The organism is Aquipluma nitroreducens, from assembly GCF_009689585.1.
GTDB classification, from domain to species: domain Bacteria; phylum Bacteroidota; class Bacteroidia; order Bacteroidales; family Prolixibacteraceae; genus Aquipluma; species Aquipluma nitroreducens.
The window spans coordinates 26,931-45,043 of sequence record NZ_AP018694.1; the positions used below are offsets into that span (position 1 = coordinate 26,931).

13 protein-coding genes are annotated in these 18,113 nt (G+C 41.9%); 7 read left to right on the forward strand and 6 right to left on the reverse strand.

Annotated elements, in window-relative coordinates:
* Positions 1-28: 28 nt before the first annotated feature.
* The 6 genes from AQPE_RS00140 to AQPE_RS00165 are packed head-to-tail and all read right to left on the reverse strand — an operon-like array spanning position 29 to position 5,970.
* Entirely contained in the window at positions 29-892 is an 864-nt protein-coding gene (locus AQPE_RS00140) for a CheR family methyltransferase (protein WP_318349010.1), read from the reverse strand.
* A gap of 34 nt (positions 893-926) precedes the next feature.
* Positions 927-2,714, reverse strand: coding sequence for a methyl-accepting chemotaxis protein (locus tag AQPE_RS00145; RefSeq protein WP_318349011.1), 1,788 nt, complete (start codon positions 2,712-2,714; stop codon positions 927-929).
* Between the two features lie 18 nt (positions 2,715-2,732).
* Positions 2,733-3,215, reverse strand: coding sequence for a chemotaxis protein CheW (locus AQPE_RS00150; protein ID WP_318349012.1), 483 nt, complete (start codon positions 3,213-3,215; stop codon positions 2,733-2,735).
* Between the two features lie 4 nt (positions 3,216-3,219).
* Positions 3,220-5,280: a chemotaxis protein CheA gene (locus tag AQPE_RS00155; protein WP_318349013.1), complete on the reverse strand. Its 2,061-nt coding sequence runs from the start codon at positions 5,278-5,280 to the stop codon at positions 3,220-3,222.
* Positions 5,280-5,645, reverse strand: a complete 366-nt coding sequence (locus AQPE_RS00160; RefSeq protein ID WP_318349014.1) for a response regulator — start codon at positions 5,643-5,645, stop codon at positions 5,280-5,282. The genes AQPE_RS00155 and AQPE_RS00160 overlap by 1 nt, the downstream gene beginning before the upstream one ends.
* Position 5,646: 1 nt before the next feature.
* Positions 5,647-5,970 carry an STAS domain-containing protein gene (locus tag AQPE_RS00165; protein WP_318349015.1) on the reverse strand — a complete coding sequence of 108 codons (324 nt, stop codon included), beginning with the start codon at positions 5,968-5,970 and terminating at the stop codon, positions 5,647-5,649.
* Positions 5,971-6,141: 171 nt separating this feature from the next.
* On the opposite strand from AQPE_RS00165, the gene AQPE_RS00170 reads away from it, so the two are divergent.
* The 7 genes from AQPE_RS00170 to AQPE_RS00200 all read left to right on the forward strand — a co-directional run bounded on the left by AQPE_RS00170 (position 6,142) and on the right by AQPE_RS00200 (position 18,044).
* Entirely contained in the window at positions 6,142-6,750 is a 609-nt protein-coding gene (locus AQPE_RS00170; protein ID WP_318349016.1) for a hypothetical protein, read from the forward strand.
* Between the two features lie 104 nt (positions 6,751-6,854).
* Entirely contained in the window at positions 6,855-7,172 is a 318-nt protein-coding gene (locus AQPE_RS00175; RefSeq protein ID WP_404800993.1) for a DUF6660 family protein, read from the forward strand.
* A gap of 136 nt (positions 7,173-7,308) precedes the next feature.
* Positions 7,309-11,697 (forward strand): CusA/CzcA family heavy metal efflux RND transporter, encoded by a 4,389-nt coding sequence (locus AQPE_RS00180; RefSeq protein WP_318349018.1) that lies wholly within the window; start codon positions 7,309-7,311, stop codon positions 11,695-11,697.
* A gap of 54 nt (positions 11,698-11,751) precedes the next feature.
* A complete protein-coding gene (locus AQPE_RS00185; RefSeq protein ID WP_318349019.1) occupies positions 11,752-12,939 on the forward strand; it encodes an efflux RND transporter periplasmic adaptor subunit in 1,188 nt (395 codons plus the stop codon).
* A 156-nt stretch (positions 12,940-13,095) separates the two neighbouring features.
* Entirely contained in the window at positions 13,096-13,515 is a 420-nt protein-coding gene (locus AQPE_RS00190; RefSeq protein ID WP_318349020.1) for an HYC_CC_PP family protein, read from the forward strand.
* A 198-nt stretch (positions 13,516-13,713) separates the two neighbouring features.
* The gene (locus AQPE_RS00195; RefSeq protein ID WP_318349021.1) at positions 13,714-14,058 is read left to right on the forward strand and encodes a heavy-metal-associated domain-containing protein; all 345 of its coding nucleotides are present in this window, start codon (positions 13,714-13,716) and stop codon (positions 14,056-14,058) included.
* A 152-nt stretch (positions 14,059-14,210) separates the two neighbouring features.
* Complete coding sequence (locus tag AQPE_RS00200) at positions 14,211-18,044, forward strand: efflux RND transporter permease subunit (RefSeq protein WP_318349022.1); 3,834 nt, start codon at positions 14,211-14,213, stop codon at positions 18,042-18,044.
* Positions 18,045-18,113 lie beyond the last annotated feature (69 nt).

Sequence of the window (18,113 nt, forward strand, 5' to 3'; positions counted from 1 at the left end):
AACTCTGATTCAATTTCATTTCTGGAATTCATAACCCTTCTGTATTGATTTTAATGTAAACACTTGGAGCGATTGACTTAATTGGCAAATGTAGGTTTATCAATGATTCTGAATGACCTATAAAAAGATAACCTCCTGTTTTTAAACTACCTAAAACCTTCGTCAAGACTTTTAACTGAGTCATTTGATCGAAGTATATCAGTGTATTCCGGAGAAATATTACATCAAATTGCGTATCAAACGGATACAAACCGTCCATTAAATTCAGATAGCCTACCTTTACTCTTTCCCTAATCGCTTTTACTACTTTAACTTTCGGGTCTTTTGAATTTTTACTTTTCAAAAAATAGCGATGTTTAAGTTCAATGGGTATTTCGTCAACCTGCTCCATTGGGTAAACGGCCTCCCTTGCAAATCGCAACATCTTTCCTGAAATATCAGTTGCCAGGATTGAGTATTTGAATTGAATTCCACTCAATCGCATAAATTCTTCGATTTGAATTCCGATAGAATAAGCCTCCTGACCGCTTGAACAGCCAGCGCTCCATAAGTTCCATTCAGGAAACAGATTGGAGGTATTATTTTCGATGTATTCAGGCAAAATTTTTTCGGTCAGGAAACGAAAATGCTCTTTCTCACGAAAAAATTCAGTTTTATTGGTCGAAATAAAATCGGCAAGTAAATTGAATTCCATTGATTTGTTATTATCTGAGAACAATCTCATTGCATATTCATCAAACGAACCGATATTAAGGTCACGCAAACGACGCTGAAGTCGGGACTGAAACATGATCTTCTTCTCCAGAGGCATTTTAATCCCATACTTTTCAGTGATCATCTTTCCAACCTTAAGAAAAAGCTCATCCGATATTTCGATAAATTCTGACTTCACTACTTAGACTTTATTTTTAATCTGTATAATGGTTTTAAAATCGTTCAAACTCATCGTCTGAAATATCATCGATCTCATCCAACTCAATAATAACACCTCGCTTAACATCTTCTGATACAACTTCATGGGGAACAGAGGTCTGGGATATCGTTGTGGTCCTCACTGGATCATGACGTTCATTATCTATTTTGAAGAAAGAAATAATCTCCTGAAGCTGCTCTGCCTGAGCCGATAATTCAACCGCATTGGTAGAGAGCTCTTCCGAAGTTGCCGCATTTCGCTGCGTTACCATATTGAGTTGCTGAATTGCCATATTGATTTGATCAGCTCCGGCACTTTGCTCTTTATTGGCTGCCGATATTTCATGAATTAGTTGTGAAGTCCTTTGAATTTCGGGAACGATTTCACTCATAAGTTTTCCGGCCTCTTCTGCATTAAAAACACTTGATTTGGTAAGCTTATCAATTTCTGAAGCCGCCAATTTACTTCGTTCTGACAGTTTCCCGACTTCAGTAGCCACAACACCAAATCCACGTCCGTGCTCGCCAGCTCTCGCAGCTTCAACAGCAGCATTCAGTGCCAGAATATTAGTCTGAAAAGCGATGTCGCCAATAATTGAAATCTTATTGACAATTACACGCATAGCATCAACCGTTTCAACGACTTTCTCGCTGCCGAAATGAATATCTTTTTCTGCTTTAACCGCTATCTTTTCGGTTTGATTTGCATTCTCTTTGTTTTGTTGAATATTAGCTGCCATTTCTTCAATTGCAGCCGAGACTTCTTCAGCAGAAGAAGCCTGCTCTGATGCTCCCTGAGAAACAATTTGCGAAGTAGAGCTTAGTTCCAGGCTTGCCGCAGAAAGATTTTCCGCAGTAGTAGACACGTAGGTAATTACTTCCCGTAAACGAACGCTCATCATTTGCAGATTCTGAGCCAGATCACCAATTTCATCCTTTTGGTCGATGTCAATTGTAGCCGTTAAATCGCCCTTTGCCATATTTTGCGCAAACTCAATTCCTTTCAAAAGAGGTTGGGTAATCATCCGTGAAATGAAAATGATAACAAAAAGCGCAAAACCCAACGAAATGAAAACAATGACAATCGTAATAATAATGGATGACAGGATTGAATGATCAAAATTCTCGGCAACTTCAGAAGTGTAAGCTACAACCGAACTTCGGAGGTTTTCTGATCTTGTTTTCAGGTCATCTAAAATTGCTGAATTTTTTACTTTCAATTTTAGAAGCTGGGTGTTCTTTTCGGCCAGCTCGCCACTAACGTCAGGATAGGTAATTTTTGGTCTTGAATTTAGATTAGCACCTTTTTTTTTCTTTTTCGATACAATATTTTCAGCAGGAGCATTTGTCTCCTGAATCTGTTTTCCTTTATTCTGTAAAATATTGATGTCCTGAATAACCTTAAAAGTCATCATCATGTTCTGTTCACATTGGGGAATCAATATTTTTGCTTCGCTTAAATTCTCCTCAAGACTGATTAGCTTTTTCGAGTTCTCCAGAAGTTCCACACCTTCATCAAGTGATTTCTTTAGCGATGCGAGTTCAACCTCAGCTTTGGAAAAATAATAGGGTTTTCCCGTCAAATAATAACCTTCCATATTAAACGAAAGCATTTGAGTTTCAGAATTAATCCGTTTGGACAACTCCAATTGAGGAATAAACTCTGTGGTAAATGAGTTAATATCTTTTTTAAAGAATAACAGGGTTACTATCGTGTTGATCGACAAAATGAAAGCGATAAGAATCAGAACTCCGAATGCCCCCATTAATTTTGTCCGAATTTTATAATCAACAAATCTCATTGCTTTGAATTTATTTGGTTATTCAACAGTAATTATCAATTTAATTTCTTCTTCTGAAAATACCTTCTCAATATTCAGGAAAATGACAGATTCATTATTAAAAGTTGCTATTCCACTTACGAATTCCGGATTAAACTCTTTCTCAGAGATTAGAGCAGGCCTAATCAGCTCCGGTTCAAAAATCAGAACCTTTTCAACCGAATCAACAGTAATTCCTGAATTATAGAACTGTCCATCAAATTCAAAAGCAAAAATCAGGATGCATGTCTCACGTGTATTTTCAGCTTCCTGAAATCCAAATTTTAATCTACCATCAAATACGGGTATAACATCGCCAAAAAGATTAATTATTCCTTTAAAATACTTCGGTGAATTAGGCACCTTTGTAATCTTGGTTAATTCCAGAATCTTTGTTAACTGACCAACATTTACAGCAAAAAGTTTACCTCCCATTCTGAAAGTAAAATATGAATTGAGTCCATCTATAATACTTGCAACCATTGTTTTACGAATTTTCTTGTATCAATTTATTGGTATCTATCACAAGAGCCAACTCTCCCGATCCCAGAATACTGGCTCCTGAAAACATATCCTGACTTTTAGGCATTCGCCCCAATGGTTTAATAGCCGCCTGATATTCACGAATTACTTCATCAACCACTAACCCAAAGAAATGATTGCCGTAAAAAACAACGACCATAAACTGTTCTTCCGGAACTTTTCCATCACCATCAAACTCTTCATGCAAATTTAAATACGGAATCTGAAGCCCGTCAAGTTCAATAACCCGACGAGTTTCTTTTTTCAGAAGTTCTGACCTTATCAGGTGCAACTTACTGACTAAGGATGATGGAATAATATAGTAACTATCACCTATTCGAATTAATAACCCATCGATGATCGATAATGAAAGCGGTAATTTGATGATAAACCGGGTAAATTGATCTCGTTCTGAAACCAACTCAACAAAGCCGCGCATCGCCTGCACACTGTTTCTAACCACATCCATACCAGTGCCCCGACCGGATAAACTATTAATCGATTCTGAGGTTGAAAACCCGGGTTCAAAAATTAACTGACAAACTTCTTCGTCAGTCAGGTTCTCTTGATTGGAAATAAGTCCACTGGCAATCGCCTTTTCGCGAATCTGATCAACACTCAATCCATTTCCGTCATCCTCAATTTCAATCTGCACATAACTTCCAATTGTCGAAGCCTTTACCGAGATTGTTCCGATCAAATCTTTCTGTTTCGACAGTCGCTCATTTTTGCTTTCAATGCCGTGATCCATTGAATTCCGGATGATATGCAACAATGGTTCAATCAGTTTTTCAATGATGTTTTTATCCAACTCTGCCTCCAGGCCTTCTGTAACCAAAACAACTTCTTTATCGAGTGATTTCGATAAATCATGAACAAGTCGTTTCAAACGGATAGTCAGGCTCTCTATTGGTATTAAGCTCATATCGAAAGCATTGTCGCGTAATTGTTTGTTTAATTTTTCAAAGGTTTCGGTAACTAACTCCAGTTCCGGATTTTTCAGGCTCAACGAAATCTGTTCAAGTCTCGATTGTGCAGTGAGAAATTCACTTACCAGATTCATGTAAAGATCAATCTTGCTTGAATCAACCCGTATCGAATCAACAGTTGTTTGGGTGAAACCTGTATTTTTACTGACTTCAGTTGAAGACTTCAACAATACGCCCGCAATTTCTTTTTCTTCAGTCCTGTCAACATCATTACTGGCTTTAGATTCCTGAAGATCAGACTCGGGTAACGTCCAGGGTTCTTCATTAATTTGAGCATTCAGGAAAGCAGCTAAAACGACTTCTTTATGAATCACATTTTCGTTGGCTACTTTTTGAATTGTAATCAGTGCGTTATTGGCAACAAAAATAAACACATCTTGCAATGTATCAATGCTTTCAGATGTTGATATAAACAAATACCACGAAATGTAGCATTTCAATGGATCGATTTCTGCCAATGGAGGAAGACGATCGAATGAAACCTGAATGTTGCATTCGCCTAGAGCATTTAGTTCATCGATCAAATAAAGTGGATTGGTTCCGTTAATTAAAATATTTTCATCGGGGACAAACGAAATATAATAGGTAATTTGCTTAGCTTCAACACTATTTTCAGCGCTGTTACCTGGCAGTATTCCAATCTCACTATTTAATTGAGTCTGAGAAAAACGTGTAATCCGCAACTGGGTATCCGATTTCAATTTCGAAGCCAATAATCTGTTTTCATCGGTTGGATCCTCAACCATGAGCTGTTTCAATCCATCAATCGCATTTAAAGTAAAGCTTATAACCTCAGAATCAACAATTTTCTCTTTCGATCTAAAAATCTCGAATAGTGACTCCAAATCATGGGTAACATCGCTCAGTAAATCAAAACCGAACATTCCTCCACTACCTTTCATGGTGTGCATAATCCTGAAAATCTCTCCAATGATCAGGAGATTCTCCGGATCCTGCTCCAATTGGAGTAATCCGGATTCGAGCCGTTCGAAATACTCACTAACCTCAACTTTAAACTTCTCGACAAATGAGTTCATTATCGAATTATTTTTCGCAAGGTTTGGATAAGCTTTTCAGAATTGAAGGGTTTCAATAACCAACCTGTTGCCCCTGAATCCCGGGCCTCACGGATAATCTCAACCTGCTTTTCTGTAGTAAGCACCAAAATTGGGATGAATTTGTATTTTTCTATCTGTCTAACTCTAACAATTAAATCAAGCCCGCTAAGATTCGGCATGTGATAATCTGTCAACAATAAATCGATCGATCTTCCATCTAAAAATTGCATCGCATCCAAACCGTCTTTCGCGACCAAAACTTCATATCCGGCATTCTTTAGGTTAAAAGCTAATATTTCACGGATACTTTCAGAATCATCAGCAATTAAAATTTGTTTAGGCATATCAATTATTCATAATTAATTCGTTACTCAAACCTACATTTTCAAATAAAGTCTTTTGATCTTCATCAAGCTTCCACTCAAACTGACACGCCACGTGAGCGATATTCATTTGTCTCACAAAGGCCATAAATAGCTGAACGAATGAAAGATCTATATCTGTAACATTTGAAATATTTATTTTTAACCGATTACCCAGACTATCAATTAGTCCGAGAAATTCTTTTTTCAGCTCTTGTGAATTTTCAAGTATTAGTAATCCACTTATTTTAATACTGACAATCCGGCCTTGTTCGTCTTGTGTTTTGTGAAAAATAAAGTTCTCCATCTGATCGTTTATTGGAAAAATAAAGATAATCGAAATTCTCAAATTATAGTTTATTACCAGCAAATTGACAAAATCGGCTTGATTAGAATTTTTTATACTGTTTTAAGATTTTTTTAAATTCAAAATTCAGGTTTTGACGCTATTTTTGAATTGAATTTAAATCATCTGGCTATGAAACGTTTTGCTGTTATTTTACTCTTTAGTGTAGGATTGATTATTGGCCTTTTGGCGCAAAATCCAATAAAAAAGCAAACCCAACCTCAGGAAAATTCAAAGGTTACAAAAGAATACGATGAAAAGGGTAACCTTACCAGATTTGACTCAGTTTATACCTATAGTTGGTCGGGAAATGACACAACCATGCTGAAATCGTTTTCTCCCAAAGATTTTCCTGATATGTTTGGAAACGATTTTGGTTTCTTTGCCGACAGTACCTTTAAAGGACATCCATTCTTTGATGATTTTGACCAACTTTTTGCCCAGCCATTTAACGGAGTCAGGGATTCAATGATGATTAAGAGGTTTGAACGGTTTCATAATTTAAAAGATTTCGATTCTCGCAATGATTCAATTGCACTAAATTTCAATATGCCTAATCACTTCTTTGACCAAAATGGCAACGATAAAAAAGACAGCATTTCCTCAAAATCACCACAAAATTCACTCGGATTGCATCCTAAAACTATGGAAGAAATGATGCAGATGATGCAGATGCAAATGGAGAAAATGGAGAAAATGGAGGAATACCAACGCCAATTTTTCCAGAAACAATCGAAATAAAAACACATTGCCTTGCCATTTCTGAAGCCTGATTCTAAAAACCAGAATTGATAATTGCATCAATAATGTCATCTTTTTATATCTTTGTTGATATAAATCGACAGATGAAACTTTTTGCCTGCATATTATCCATTTACATCGTGGCGCTCACTGCAATTCCTTGCATTGACCGACCAGAGGATAGCCATTTGCAAAAATCAGAAATTGGAGGTAATGCAGCAAATAGTCATCAGCATACTGAAGGCGACCAATGTTCTCCGTTTTGCACTTGTAATTGCTGTGCAACGCCCGTTATTTATCAGGATTTCAGCGTTCAGTTCGATGGGTTCTCCTTTATCGAACAAAGTATTTCTGTCGAATATACATCCGCAATATTTTCCTGTCATCTCAGCTCCATTTGGCAACCTCCGCAAATAGCTTAATTCCAATTACTTATTAGATTTCAGCAACGAGACCGGCTTGTACTTTTATGACAAGCTGCTGTCGTTCATGTTTTTAAATCTTTTAAGCTCACCGATAATTTTCAAATTGTTTCATTTTCAAATTATCAAATTACTCATGATCGAACGTATCATTCATTTTTCAATCAAAAATAAATTTATTGTTGGATTGTTTATCGTTGCTTTAATTGGCTGGGGAGGCTATTCGCTTGTCCGATTGCCAATTGATGCCATTCCCGATATCACCAACAATCAGGTGCAGGTTATTTCCATTGCACCTTCGCTTGCGGTTCAGGAAGTTGAAAGCTTCATCACCGCTCCCATTGAAGTGGCTGTGGCCAGCATTCCTGACATCATTGAACTTCGCTCCATTTCGCGCCTCGGACTTTCAGTAATTACTGTCGTTTTTAAAGACGATGTGGATGTTTACTGGGCGCGCCAGCAATTAAACGAGCGGCTGAAAGAAGCCGAAGAAGATATTCCTGCCGGATTGGCAAAAATTGAGCTCGCCCCTATTTCATCCGGATTGGGCGAAATTTTCCAGTACCGACTTGCTGTTGACAAAGGCCTGGAAAAGAAGTACAACCCGATGGAATTGCGTACCCTCCAGGATTGGGTGGTTCGGCGCGAAATGCTCGGGACTCCCGGCGTCGCAGACATCAACAGTTATGGCGGTTTTGTAAAGCAGTACGAAATTGCTGTTAATCCGGAACGGTTACGGGGGATGAATCTCTCGCTAACAGACATTTTCAGTGCACTCGAAAAAAACAACGAGAATACCGGTAGCGCCTACATCGACAAAAAACCGAATGCCTATTTTATTCGCGGTATCGGCCTGGTGAAAACTATCGACGACATCGAAAAAATTGTAGTAAAAAATAACAACTCCGGAATTCCAATTCTGGTCAGAGACATCGCCACAGTGCAATATGGAAGCGCGATACGTTATGGCGCTTTTGTGGTGGATACCACCGAAGCCGTTGGCGGTGTGGTCATGATGCTGAAGGGAGCCAATGCGCATCAGGTGATTGATGATGTTGAAACACGCATTGCTACCATCCAAAAATCGCTTCCTGATGGAGTAAAAATCGAACCGTTCCTGAACCGCTCTGACCTGGTGGGCCGTGCCATTGGCACTGTATCACGAAACCTGCTGGAAGGTGCGTTGATTGTAATTTTCATTCTGGTACTGATGTTGGGGAATGTTCGCGCCGGGCTGATTGTCGCTTCGGTCATTCCACTTTCGATGCTCTTTGCCATTTCGTTGATGAACCTCTTTGGCGTGTCGGGCAACCTGATGAGTTTGGGAGCCATCGACTTCGGATTGATTGTAGATGGCGCGGTAATCATTGTAGAAAGCGTGGTTCACCGGATATTCATGAGCAAACAACACCATGTGGGAGTTGAAAAGCTGACTCAGGAACAAATGGACGAAAACGTATTCGAATCGGCAAAGCGAATGATGAGTTCTGCCACTTTCGGACAGGTGATCATCCTGATTGTTTATCTGCCAATTATGGCATTGGTCGGCATCGAAGGAAAGATGTTCCGCCCGATGGCACAGGTCGTAGTTTTTGCTTTAGTTGGAGCAGCCATCCTTTCGCTCACCTATGTTCCAATGGTTTCGTCCCTGTTCCTGAGTAAAAAAACTGAACACAAGCGCACCATTTCCGACCGGTTGATGGATCGTCTTCACAAGGCTTTTAATCCAGTAATCAATTTTGCTTTGAAATTTAAATTGCTGGTTTCGGCGTCTGCCATTGTGCTTTTCCTGATCAGCATTCTACTGTTCACCCGTTTGGGTGGTGAGTTTATTCCGCAACTCGAAGAAGGCGACCTGGCAGCCGGAGTAATGACATTGCAAGGAGGTTCACTTTCGCACACGGTAGAAATGGTTGAAAAAGCCAACAAAATATTGCTTGATAACTTTCCGGAGATCAAACATACCGTCTGTAAAATCGGAGCTGGTGAAATTCCAACAGATCCAACCCCGATGGAAACCGGCGATTACATCATTACCCTGAAGGACAAAGATGAATGGACTTCAGCCAGAACCCGCGAAGAGCTGGTTGCAAAAATGGAAGAAGCGCTGATTCCACTGGCTGGTGTAAAATTTGAGTTTCAGCAACCAATCCAGATGCGTTTCAATGAACTGATGACTGGATCGAAACAGGATGTGGCCATTAAAATATTTGGTGACGACTTGAATACGTTAGCAGAAAAAGCTTCGGAAGTTGAACGGATCATCATGAATATTGAGGGTGTGGAAGATATAAATGTCGAAAAAGTAACCGGATTATCGCAGGTTCAGGTGGATTATAACCGTGATCGGTTGGCGCAATACGGCCTTTCGGTTGAAGATGTAAACCGTGTCCTGCGAGCTGCTTTTGCCGGGAGTCAGGCAGGTGTGGTTTTCGATGAAGAGAAACGCTTCGGTTTGGTAGTGCGCCTTGATAAAGATTACCGCCAAAGTCTGGACGATGTAAAAAATCTGTCGGTGGCCCTTCCGAATGGCGGGCAAATTCCGTTTGAACAGGTAGCAGATATTTCGATTCGTTCGGGTCCTGCACAAGTTTCGCGCGAAGATACCAAACGCCGCATTACCGTTGGGTTTAATGTCCGAAACCGCGATGTTGCAGCCGTGATACAAGATGTTTCGGGAAAAATTGACCGGCAGGTAAAACTTCCTGCAGCCTATTACGTGTCGTATGGCGGTCAGTTTGAAAACCTCGAAGCAGCCAAAAACCGTTTGGCAATTGCCGTTCCGGTGGCGCTACTGTTAATTTTCGTTTTACTTTATTTTTCATTCAATTCGATAAAACAATCGCTACTGATTTTTACCGCTGTACCGATGTCGGCCATTGGTGGAGTGTTTGCACTTTGGATGCGCGGAATGAATTTTTCGATTTCAGCTGGAGTTGGCTTTATCGCCTTGTTTGGGGTAGCGGTACTCAACGGAATTGTACTGATTGCCGAGTTTAACCGTCTCGAAAAAGAAGGCGTCACCGACATTACTGAACGCGTAAAGAAAGGTCTGCACACCCGGCTTCGCCCGGTAATTATGACCGCTGCCGTTGCTTCGCTAGGCTTTTTGCCAATGGCTTTGTCGAGTTCAGCCGGTGCCGAAGTGCAGAAACCGCTTGCAACAGTTGTGATTGGCGGATTGATCACAGCAACCTTGTTAACCCTAGTGATCCTACCAATATTCTACATCTTTTTCTCACGCAAATTCCGGTTCCCAATGGAAAACAATTCTGTTAAAACGCTTATTGTTTTGCTGATGTTGATTTTCGGTTCATCGTTTTTAAGTCCAATTCAGGCGCAAAAAGCAAAGACCATCAATTTGCACGAAGCCATTCAAATGGCTCTGGACAGTAACCTGAATGTACGTTCCTCAGCTTATTCGGTAGAAGTACAAAAAGCTTTGAAAGGCGCATCCTGGGATTTGGACAAGACCAACATTGACATGCAGTTCGGGCAATTCAATTCGTACACCAAAGACAATAGTTTTACCCTTTCGCAGTCGTTCGCGTTTCCTTCGGTTTACATCAATCAGAATAAGCTGGGCAAGGCCAATGTGAAAAGCAGCGAATGGCAACTGAAAACGTCGCAGCTCGAAACTGCTACGCAAGTGAAACAGGTGTACTGGCAACTGGCTTACCTTCATACGAAACAAAAGCTTCTGACTTATCAGGATAGTTTGTTTTCAGGTTTCAGTCGGGCCGCCGAACTCCGCGCCAAGGTAGGCGAAACCAACAAGTTGGAAATGATTACCGCCCGTTCGCAAAGCATGGAAATCAAAAACCAGTTGCAGCAATTGATTTCCGATAAAGCCATCCTCAACCGGCAATTGCAAACGCTCCTGAATGTCAGAATGGCTTTGTATCCGGCTGATACCGTTTTGCGACGCATCGATTTTACACCAACTGCAAACAGTTCGGCTCTATCGGATAATCCTTCGATAAGCTACACCAACCAACAGGTTCAGGTTTCTCATATCGAAAAGCAACTGGAAGTTAGTCGCGCCCTACCCGATTTCAGTATCGGTTATTTTAGCCAAACCATGCAGGGAACTCAGGAGGTGAATGGCGTTCCCCGGTTTTTTGGTTCCGGAGATCGTTTTAACGGTATTCAGGCCGGAATCGCTATTCCGCTTTGGGTTTCGCCGTTTGCATCAAAAGTGAAAGCAGCCAAAATAAAAGAACAGATTGCCAGCACGAATGCTGAACAGTACACCAAGTCGCTTCAGGGAAATTACCAATCGTTACTTGATGAGTTCGAAAAATACAGCAAGAGTATTGACTATTACGAAAAACAGGCCGTTCCGGAAGCCAATCTAATCATCGATCAATCGACCCGAGCTTACAAAGCCGGAGCATTGGATTATCTGGATTACGTGCTGAGCCTGAGCCGGGCACTGACAATCAAGCAGAATTATCTGGATGCTATAAACAGTTGCAACCAGACGATTATCAACATCGAATTCATTTCAGGAAAAACGTTTTAAAAATGATTGATGATGAATTATAAATTATTAATGCTAAAAAACTTAAAGAACATCATGACAAATTATATATTTTCCCGGAAGAGCGTTTTCTCTCTATTTCTGTTAATCCTTTTTGCGTGCAATGGAACTCCGAAAAAAGCAGAGGAAAGCAAAGAGGTAGAAGAAGTTCTGCCGGAAGACATTGTGGAAATGCGTGCCGACCAGATTAAACTGGCCAACATCGAAACCGGCACAATCGAAATGCGTTCGATGAGCGGGACTTTGAAAGTGAATGGAACCATTGCCGTTGCCCCGCAAAATCTCGCAACTGTTTGCGCTCCGATGGGCGGTTTCATTAAAAGCACTACGCTGATGCCGGGCAATTCAGTCTCCAAAGGACAAACGTTAGCCTTGATCGAGAATCAGGAGTTTGTCGACATTCAGCAAAGTTATCTGGAAGCCAAAAACAAGTTCGAATTTGCTGAAAGCGAGTATAAACGCCATACCGAATTGTATAAAAACGAGGTGTATTCGCAGCAAAACCTTCAACAGGTGACTTCCGACTACAAAAGCCTGAAATCGCAGGTAAAAGCGCTGGAACAGAAACTAACCCTGATTGGGATCAATCCAGCCAACCTTCACGAAGACGACATCAGCAGTTCCGTCAAAATTGTCGCACCAATTTCAGGGTTCCTGAAAACGGTGAACATCAACCTGGGAAAATTCGTTGCCCCCGCCGACGTCATGTTCGAAATCGTCAATAGTGACAAGCTTTTCCTTGAACTTACCCTGTTTGAAAAAGATGCAGACAAAATAGCACAGGGACAAAAAATACGCTTCTTCATCAACAACGAAACTGAACCTCACGAAGCAATCATTACCCAACCCGGACGTGCAATTGATGCAGATAAAACCTACAAAGTATATGCTAACGTTACCGGAACGTGCAAAAATGTGCTACCCGGAATGTATGTGAATGCCATCATCGAAACTTCTGGAAATCAGGTTGCCGCATTACCTTCTGAGGCCGTAGTTAGCTTCGACGACAAGGATTATATTTTCGTTTTCGACAAAAATAAGGAAGAAGCCGGACAGCCTTTTACCGAATATCGAATTATTGAAGTACACAAAGGCGTGACAGACGGAGGTTTTACTGAGGTTACTTTACCTGAAGGATTTAACATTGCAGCAGAAAAGGTTGTATTAAAAGGAGCTTATAATCTGCTATCGGCAAAGAAAAACGCCGGAGAAATGGCTTGCTAATTTGACTTAGTCAGGGCGTGACTTGAAGTCACACCCTGACTTTTGCTTGCACTCAATATGGCTATTTGCAATTATTAACAAGCTATTATTCTTTCCATTTACAAATAATTCTACTTTTGAAGAACATTTTTTTATCAATTTGCGTTTGAAAAATAGATGAAGAAACTTCTTTCCATATCAATTGCTTTACTCATGTTGCTTTCGGGCATGCAACTCACGATCTCGCAGCATTACTGCGGAGGTGAATTGGCTCAGTCGAAAGTTTCGTTGACTGGGCATGTGGCATCCTGCGGTATGGAAACAGCAACTGATGATTGCGCTCAACCGGGCAACCATGTCGAATCGAATTGCTGTAGTAACAAGGTTTCGGTTTACGAAATCGATCACAACTATTCTCCTTCGTTTACAGAATTCAAAGTATTCACACAAACGGTGTTTCAAGTATTTGTTATACCTAAAAATATTACTTTTCATTCGCTGACTGCTGAAAACCAGACTTTAACAGATGTCAGTCCACCAGGAAACTTACTGCTCCATGCTGTAAGCCTGCCCAAAATATGCGTTTTCCGTATTTGATGTTTTCTTTTTAAACACGAAGAACACAAAGGTTTTTCACGAAGGACACAAAGATTAAAATCTAATCTTTGGATATTGGTTTAGTGCTTCAATCAGTGAAAATCTTAGATTAGTTAAACAAATTCATGGTGTTCTTCGTGCATTCTTTGAGCCCTTTTGGGTTAATCATATTTTCAAAAACATCAAATACAAAATAGAATGAAAACATTAGTTAAAATCACCATCATAGCCCTACTGGCAATCGTATATACTTCAAATACAAACGCTCAAACTCCTGCAACCAAGTCTAAAACCGAAACCATCAAAGTTTCGGGCAATTGCGACATGTGTAAAGCTCGCATTGAGAAGGCTGCAAAAATTGACGGCGTTAGCAAAGCCGAATGGAACAAAAAAGACAAAATGTTGGCCGTAACATTCGATCCTGTAAAAACAAGCATGGATGTAATTGGTAAGAAAGTAGCTGCTGCGGGTCACGATACCGAAAAAGTAAAAGCTGAAGCTCAAGCCTACGATAAGCTTCCAAGCTGTTGTAAATACCGGTAAAGATATAGCCACCTAAATCCCCAATGGGGGACCTAGGGTTTTATGCAAATTCAGAATAACCATTTTCAAAAATCTGATTTTAAGAATTCTCATTGCCCAAGCTCCCTTCCCTCTCGGGGAAGGGCTGGGGATGGGGCTAATACTTTTTCACCATGTTTAACCGACTTGTCAAATATTTTCTTGAGAACCGGCTGATTACCTTTATTTTCCTGATCGCGTTTGTGGTTTTGGGGATGGTTTTCATGCCGTTCAACTGGAAAACAGATTTTTTTCCGCGCGATCCGATTGCCGTGGACGCTATTCCCGATATTGGGGAAAACCAACAGATTGTGGCTACCGAATGGATGGGACGTTCGCCAAAAGACATTCAGGATCAGGTAACTTATCCGCTGACCACTGCCTTGCTTGGAATTCCGGGTGTGCAGACCATTCGCAGTACTTCCATGTTCGGAATGTCTTTCATCTACATCATTTTTAAAGACAATGTAGAATTCTACTGGAGCCGCTCGCGCATCCTCGAAAAGCTTAATTCGCTTCCATCAGGCACTTTGCCGCAGGGAGTGCAACCCACTTTAGGGCCCGATGCCACAGCGCTTGGACAGATTTACTGGTACACGCTGGAAGGTCGCGATCCAAAAACCGGAAAGCCAACCGGAGGTTGGGATCCTCAGGAATTACGCACCATTCAGGATTTCTACGTGAAATACGGACTGACAACTGCTGAAGGCGTTTCAGAAGTGGCATCCGCTGGTGGTTTTATTAAAGAATACCAGATCGATTTAAATCCTGAAGCCTTGAAAGCCTTCAATGTTTCGACCATGGATGTGATGAACGCCGTGCGCAAAAGTAACCTCGACATTGGCGCCGAAACCATTGAACTGAATAATGTGGAATACATCATTCGCGGCCTGGGATATGTCAAAAACCTGAATGATCTTGAAATTTCGGTGGTCGCTGTTCGTAATAATGTTCCGGTGCGAATTAAAGATGTGGCGCATGTTTCGTTTGGTCCGGCAACCCGCCGTGGTGGACTGGACAAAGCCGGATCAGAAGCGGTCGGAGCCGTTGTAGTTGCACGCTACGGGTCAAACCCCATGGATGTAATCAACAATGTGAAAGGCAAAATAAAGGAATTGGAAGCCGGAATGCCGCAAAAAACCTTACCCGACGGAACGGTTTCGAAAGTAACCATTGTTCCGTTTTACGACCGGACCGGCCTGATCAAAGAAACTATCGGGACACTCGAATCGGCTCTTTCGCACGAAATCCTGATCAGTATTATTGTGATCATTGTACTGGTTATGAATATGCGGGCATCACTTATTGTCGCCGGACTGCTGCCCATCGGCGTTTTAATGACCTTCATCCTGATGCGCTTATTCGGTATCGAAGCCAATGTGGTCGCTCTTTCGGGTATTGCAATCGCCATTGGTGTCATGGTCGATATAGGGATTGTGGATGTGGAAAACATCCTTCGACATCTCGAAATGCCAGAGAACAAAGGCATCCGTGGAAAGAAACTGATGTCGGTAATTTACCAGGCAACAACCGAAGTGCGTGCTGCCGTGGTAACGTCCATTGCAACGACAATCGTCAGTTTCCTTCCGGTTTTTGCCATGCAGGCAGCCGAAGGGAAGCTGTTTCATCCACTGGCTTTCACTAAAACATTTGCGCTGATCGCTGCATTTGTTCTCGGGATTGTGGTTCTGCCTACATTGACCTATCTGTTCTTCAATATTCGGTTCGATACCAAAAAGATCCGCAAAATATGGAACGGAAGCCTTATTTTAGCAGGGGTCGCTTTTATCATTCTTTGGCAAACCTGGCCAGCGCTGGCTTTGATCGCTATTGGGATCAATAATTTGCTCGATGACCGCTGGCCCGAAAATCGCAAAGAATTCCCAAACTACATCAACATTGCCATAACAGTGCTGGTTGCGGCCTGGTTTCTCACCATCGAGTGGCTTCCGTTAGGCGCGCACAACAGCACGTTGGTCAACTACTTGTTTGTTGGTGGCATCATTGCTGTAATTCTTGCCGTCCTGATGTCGATGGTTCATTTTTATGAAGAAATCATGCGATGGGCACTTGAAAACAAATGGAAATTTCTGATGATTCCGGCCACTACCCTAATCTTCGGTTTATTGGCATGGCAAGGTTTCGACAAGACTTTCGGTATTGTAGCTTCCGGTGCTGAAAAAGTGGGCTGGAAAAACGTCAGACAAACGGCCATGTGGCAAAAGCCTGAAAAGCTATTTCCGGGAACCGGTAAGGAATTTATGCCCTCGCTCAACGAAGGTTCATTTCTGTTGATGCCCACCAGTATGCCACATTCAGGAATTCAGAAAAATCTGGAATACGTTGAATTACTTGACAAACGCTTGTCAGCCATTCCTGAAGTAGAAATAGCTGTCGGAAAATGGGGTCGTGTTAATTCGGCGCTCGATCCGGCTCCGGTGCAGATGTTCGAGAATACGATCAATTACCGTCCGGAGTATATTCTCGATGAAAATGGTCAGCGCATGCAATTTAAAGTCGACCGCGATGGCAGTTATGTCCTGAAAAACGGTTCGAAATACAATCCGGAGAAAGAAGGTTTCAAGGTCATTCCGGCCGATAGTTTAATTCCAGATCAGAATGGCGAATTTTTCCGCCAATGGAGACCCGAAATTAAACGACCCGACGACATTTGGAATGAAATAGTGAAAGTGACCAACATTCCGGGTTTGACTTCAGCGCCGAAATTACAACCGATTGAAACGCGTTTGGTGATGCTTTCAACCGGAATGCGCGCACCGATGGGATTGAAAGTTTTTGGTCCCGATCTGGATGCCATCGAAAAAGGCGGAATGCTGCTCGAACAGGCACTGAAAGAAGTGCCGTCCATCAAAGGTTCTTCGGTATTTTACGACCGGGCAGTGGGCGCTCCCTATCTTGAAATAAAGCTTAACCGTGAAGCCATGGCCCGCTACGGTATGAGTGTGAGCGACGTACAGGAAGTGCTTTCGGTGGCCGTTGGTGGAATGGCGCTCTCTTCGTCGGTTGAAGGGCGTGAACGGTTCCCGATTCGGGTTCGTTATGCCCGCGAATTACGCGACAATCCTGACGATATCAAACGCATCCTGATTCCGGCCATGAACGGCGTTCAGATTCCATTGAGCGAAATTGCCGAAGTCGACTACACCAAAGGCGCACAAATGATCCGAAGCGAAAATACGTTCCTGAATGGCTATGTGATTTTCGACAAAAATGAAGGCAAAGCCGAGGTTGATGTGGTTGAAGAAGCCAGCAAATTCCTTCAGGGGAAAATAAGTTCAGGTTCGCTGGTGCTGCCTGCCGGGGTGTCGTATAAATTTGCCGGAAATTACGAACATCAGATGCGGGCTACCAAGCGATTGGCAATTGTAATTCCGATCAGTTTGCTCCTGATTTTGTTGTTGCTTTATTTTCAGTTTAGAACAGTTACGGCCTCATTTATTCACTTTTCAGGCGTATTTGTGGCTTTTGCCGGAGGTTTCATCATGCTTTGGCTGTATGGTCAGGATTGGTTCCTGAATTTCACAGTCGTGGGAATCAACCTTCGGGATATGTTCCAAATGCACACCATTAACCTGAGTGTGGCTGTTTGGGTCGGATTTATTGCGCTCTTTGGCATTGCGACCAACGACGGCGTCATTATGGGAACCTACATCCATCAGGTCTTTGAAGACCGTCACCCAGCAACCGTTCACGATGTTCGCGAAGCAGTGGTCGCCGCCGGAATGAAACGTGTCCGGCCAGCGATGATGACCACTGCGGTTGCTGTCATTGCTTTGTTGCCGGTTTTGTCGTCCACCGGAAAAGGCTCCGACATCATGATTCCCATGGCTATCCCAATGTTTGGCGGAATGGTTATTCAGGTCATGACTGTTTTTGTTGTGCCGATGTTTCAGTCGATGTGGCGGGAATCGGCAGTGAGAAAGGAAATTAACCACATAGACACATAGTTCACATAGAAATTTTAAAACTAAAACTATGTGTTCTATGTGCCTATTGTGGTTCAAAAAATTTGACAA

Bases quoted from the DNA above. Each gene is read 5' to 3' on its own strand.
- AQPE_RS00145 (WP_318349011.1), bottom strand. From the start codon at position 2,714: ATGAGATTTGTTGATTATAAAATTCGGACAAAATTAATGGGGGCATTC.
- AQPE_RS00150 (WP_318349012.1), bottom strand. From the start codon at position 3,215: ATGGTTGCAAGTATTATAGATGGACTCAATTCATATTTTACTTTCAGA.
- AQPE_RS00155 (WP_318349013.1), bottom strand. From the start codon at position 5,280: ATGAACTCATTTGTCGAGAAGTTTAAAGTTGAGGTTAGTGAGTATTTC.
- AQPE_RS00160 (WP_318349014.1), bottom strand. From the start codon at position 5,645: ATGCCTAAACAAATTTTAATTGCTGATGATTCTGAAAGTATCCGTGAA.
- AQPE_RS00165 (WP_318349015.1), bottom strand. From the start codon at position 5,970: ATGGAGAACTTTATTTTTCACAAAACACAAGACGAACAAGGCCGGATT.
- AQPE_RS00170 (WP_318349016.1), top strand. From the start codon at position 6,142: ATGAAACGTTTTGCTGTTATTTTACTCTTTAGTGTAGGATTGATTATT.
- AQPE_RS00175 (WP_404800993.1), top strand. From the start codon at position 6,855: ATGAAACTTTTTGCCTGCATATTATCCATTTACATCGTGGCGCTCACT.
- AQPE_RS00180 (WP_318349018.1), top strand. From the start codon at position 7,309: ATGATCGAACGTATCATTCATTTTTCAATCAAAAATAAATTTATTGTT.
- AQPE_RS00185 (WP_318349019.1), top strand. From the start codon at position 11,752: ATGACAAATTATATATTTTCCCGGAAGAGCGTTTTCTCTCTATTTCTG.
- AQPE_RS00190 (WP_318349020.1), top strand. From the start codon at position 13,096: ATGAAGAAACTTCTTTCCATATCAATTGCTTTACTCATGTTGCTTTCG.
- AQPE_RS00195 (WP_318349021.1), top strand. From the start codon at position 13,714: ATGAAAACATTAGTTAAAATCACCATCATAGCCCTACTGGCAATCGTA.
- AQPE_RS00200 (WP_318349022.1), top strand. From the start codon at position 14,211: ATGTTTAACCGACTTGTCAAATATTTTCTTGAGAACCGGCTGATTACC.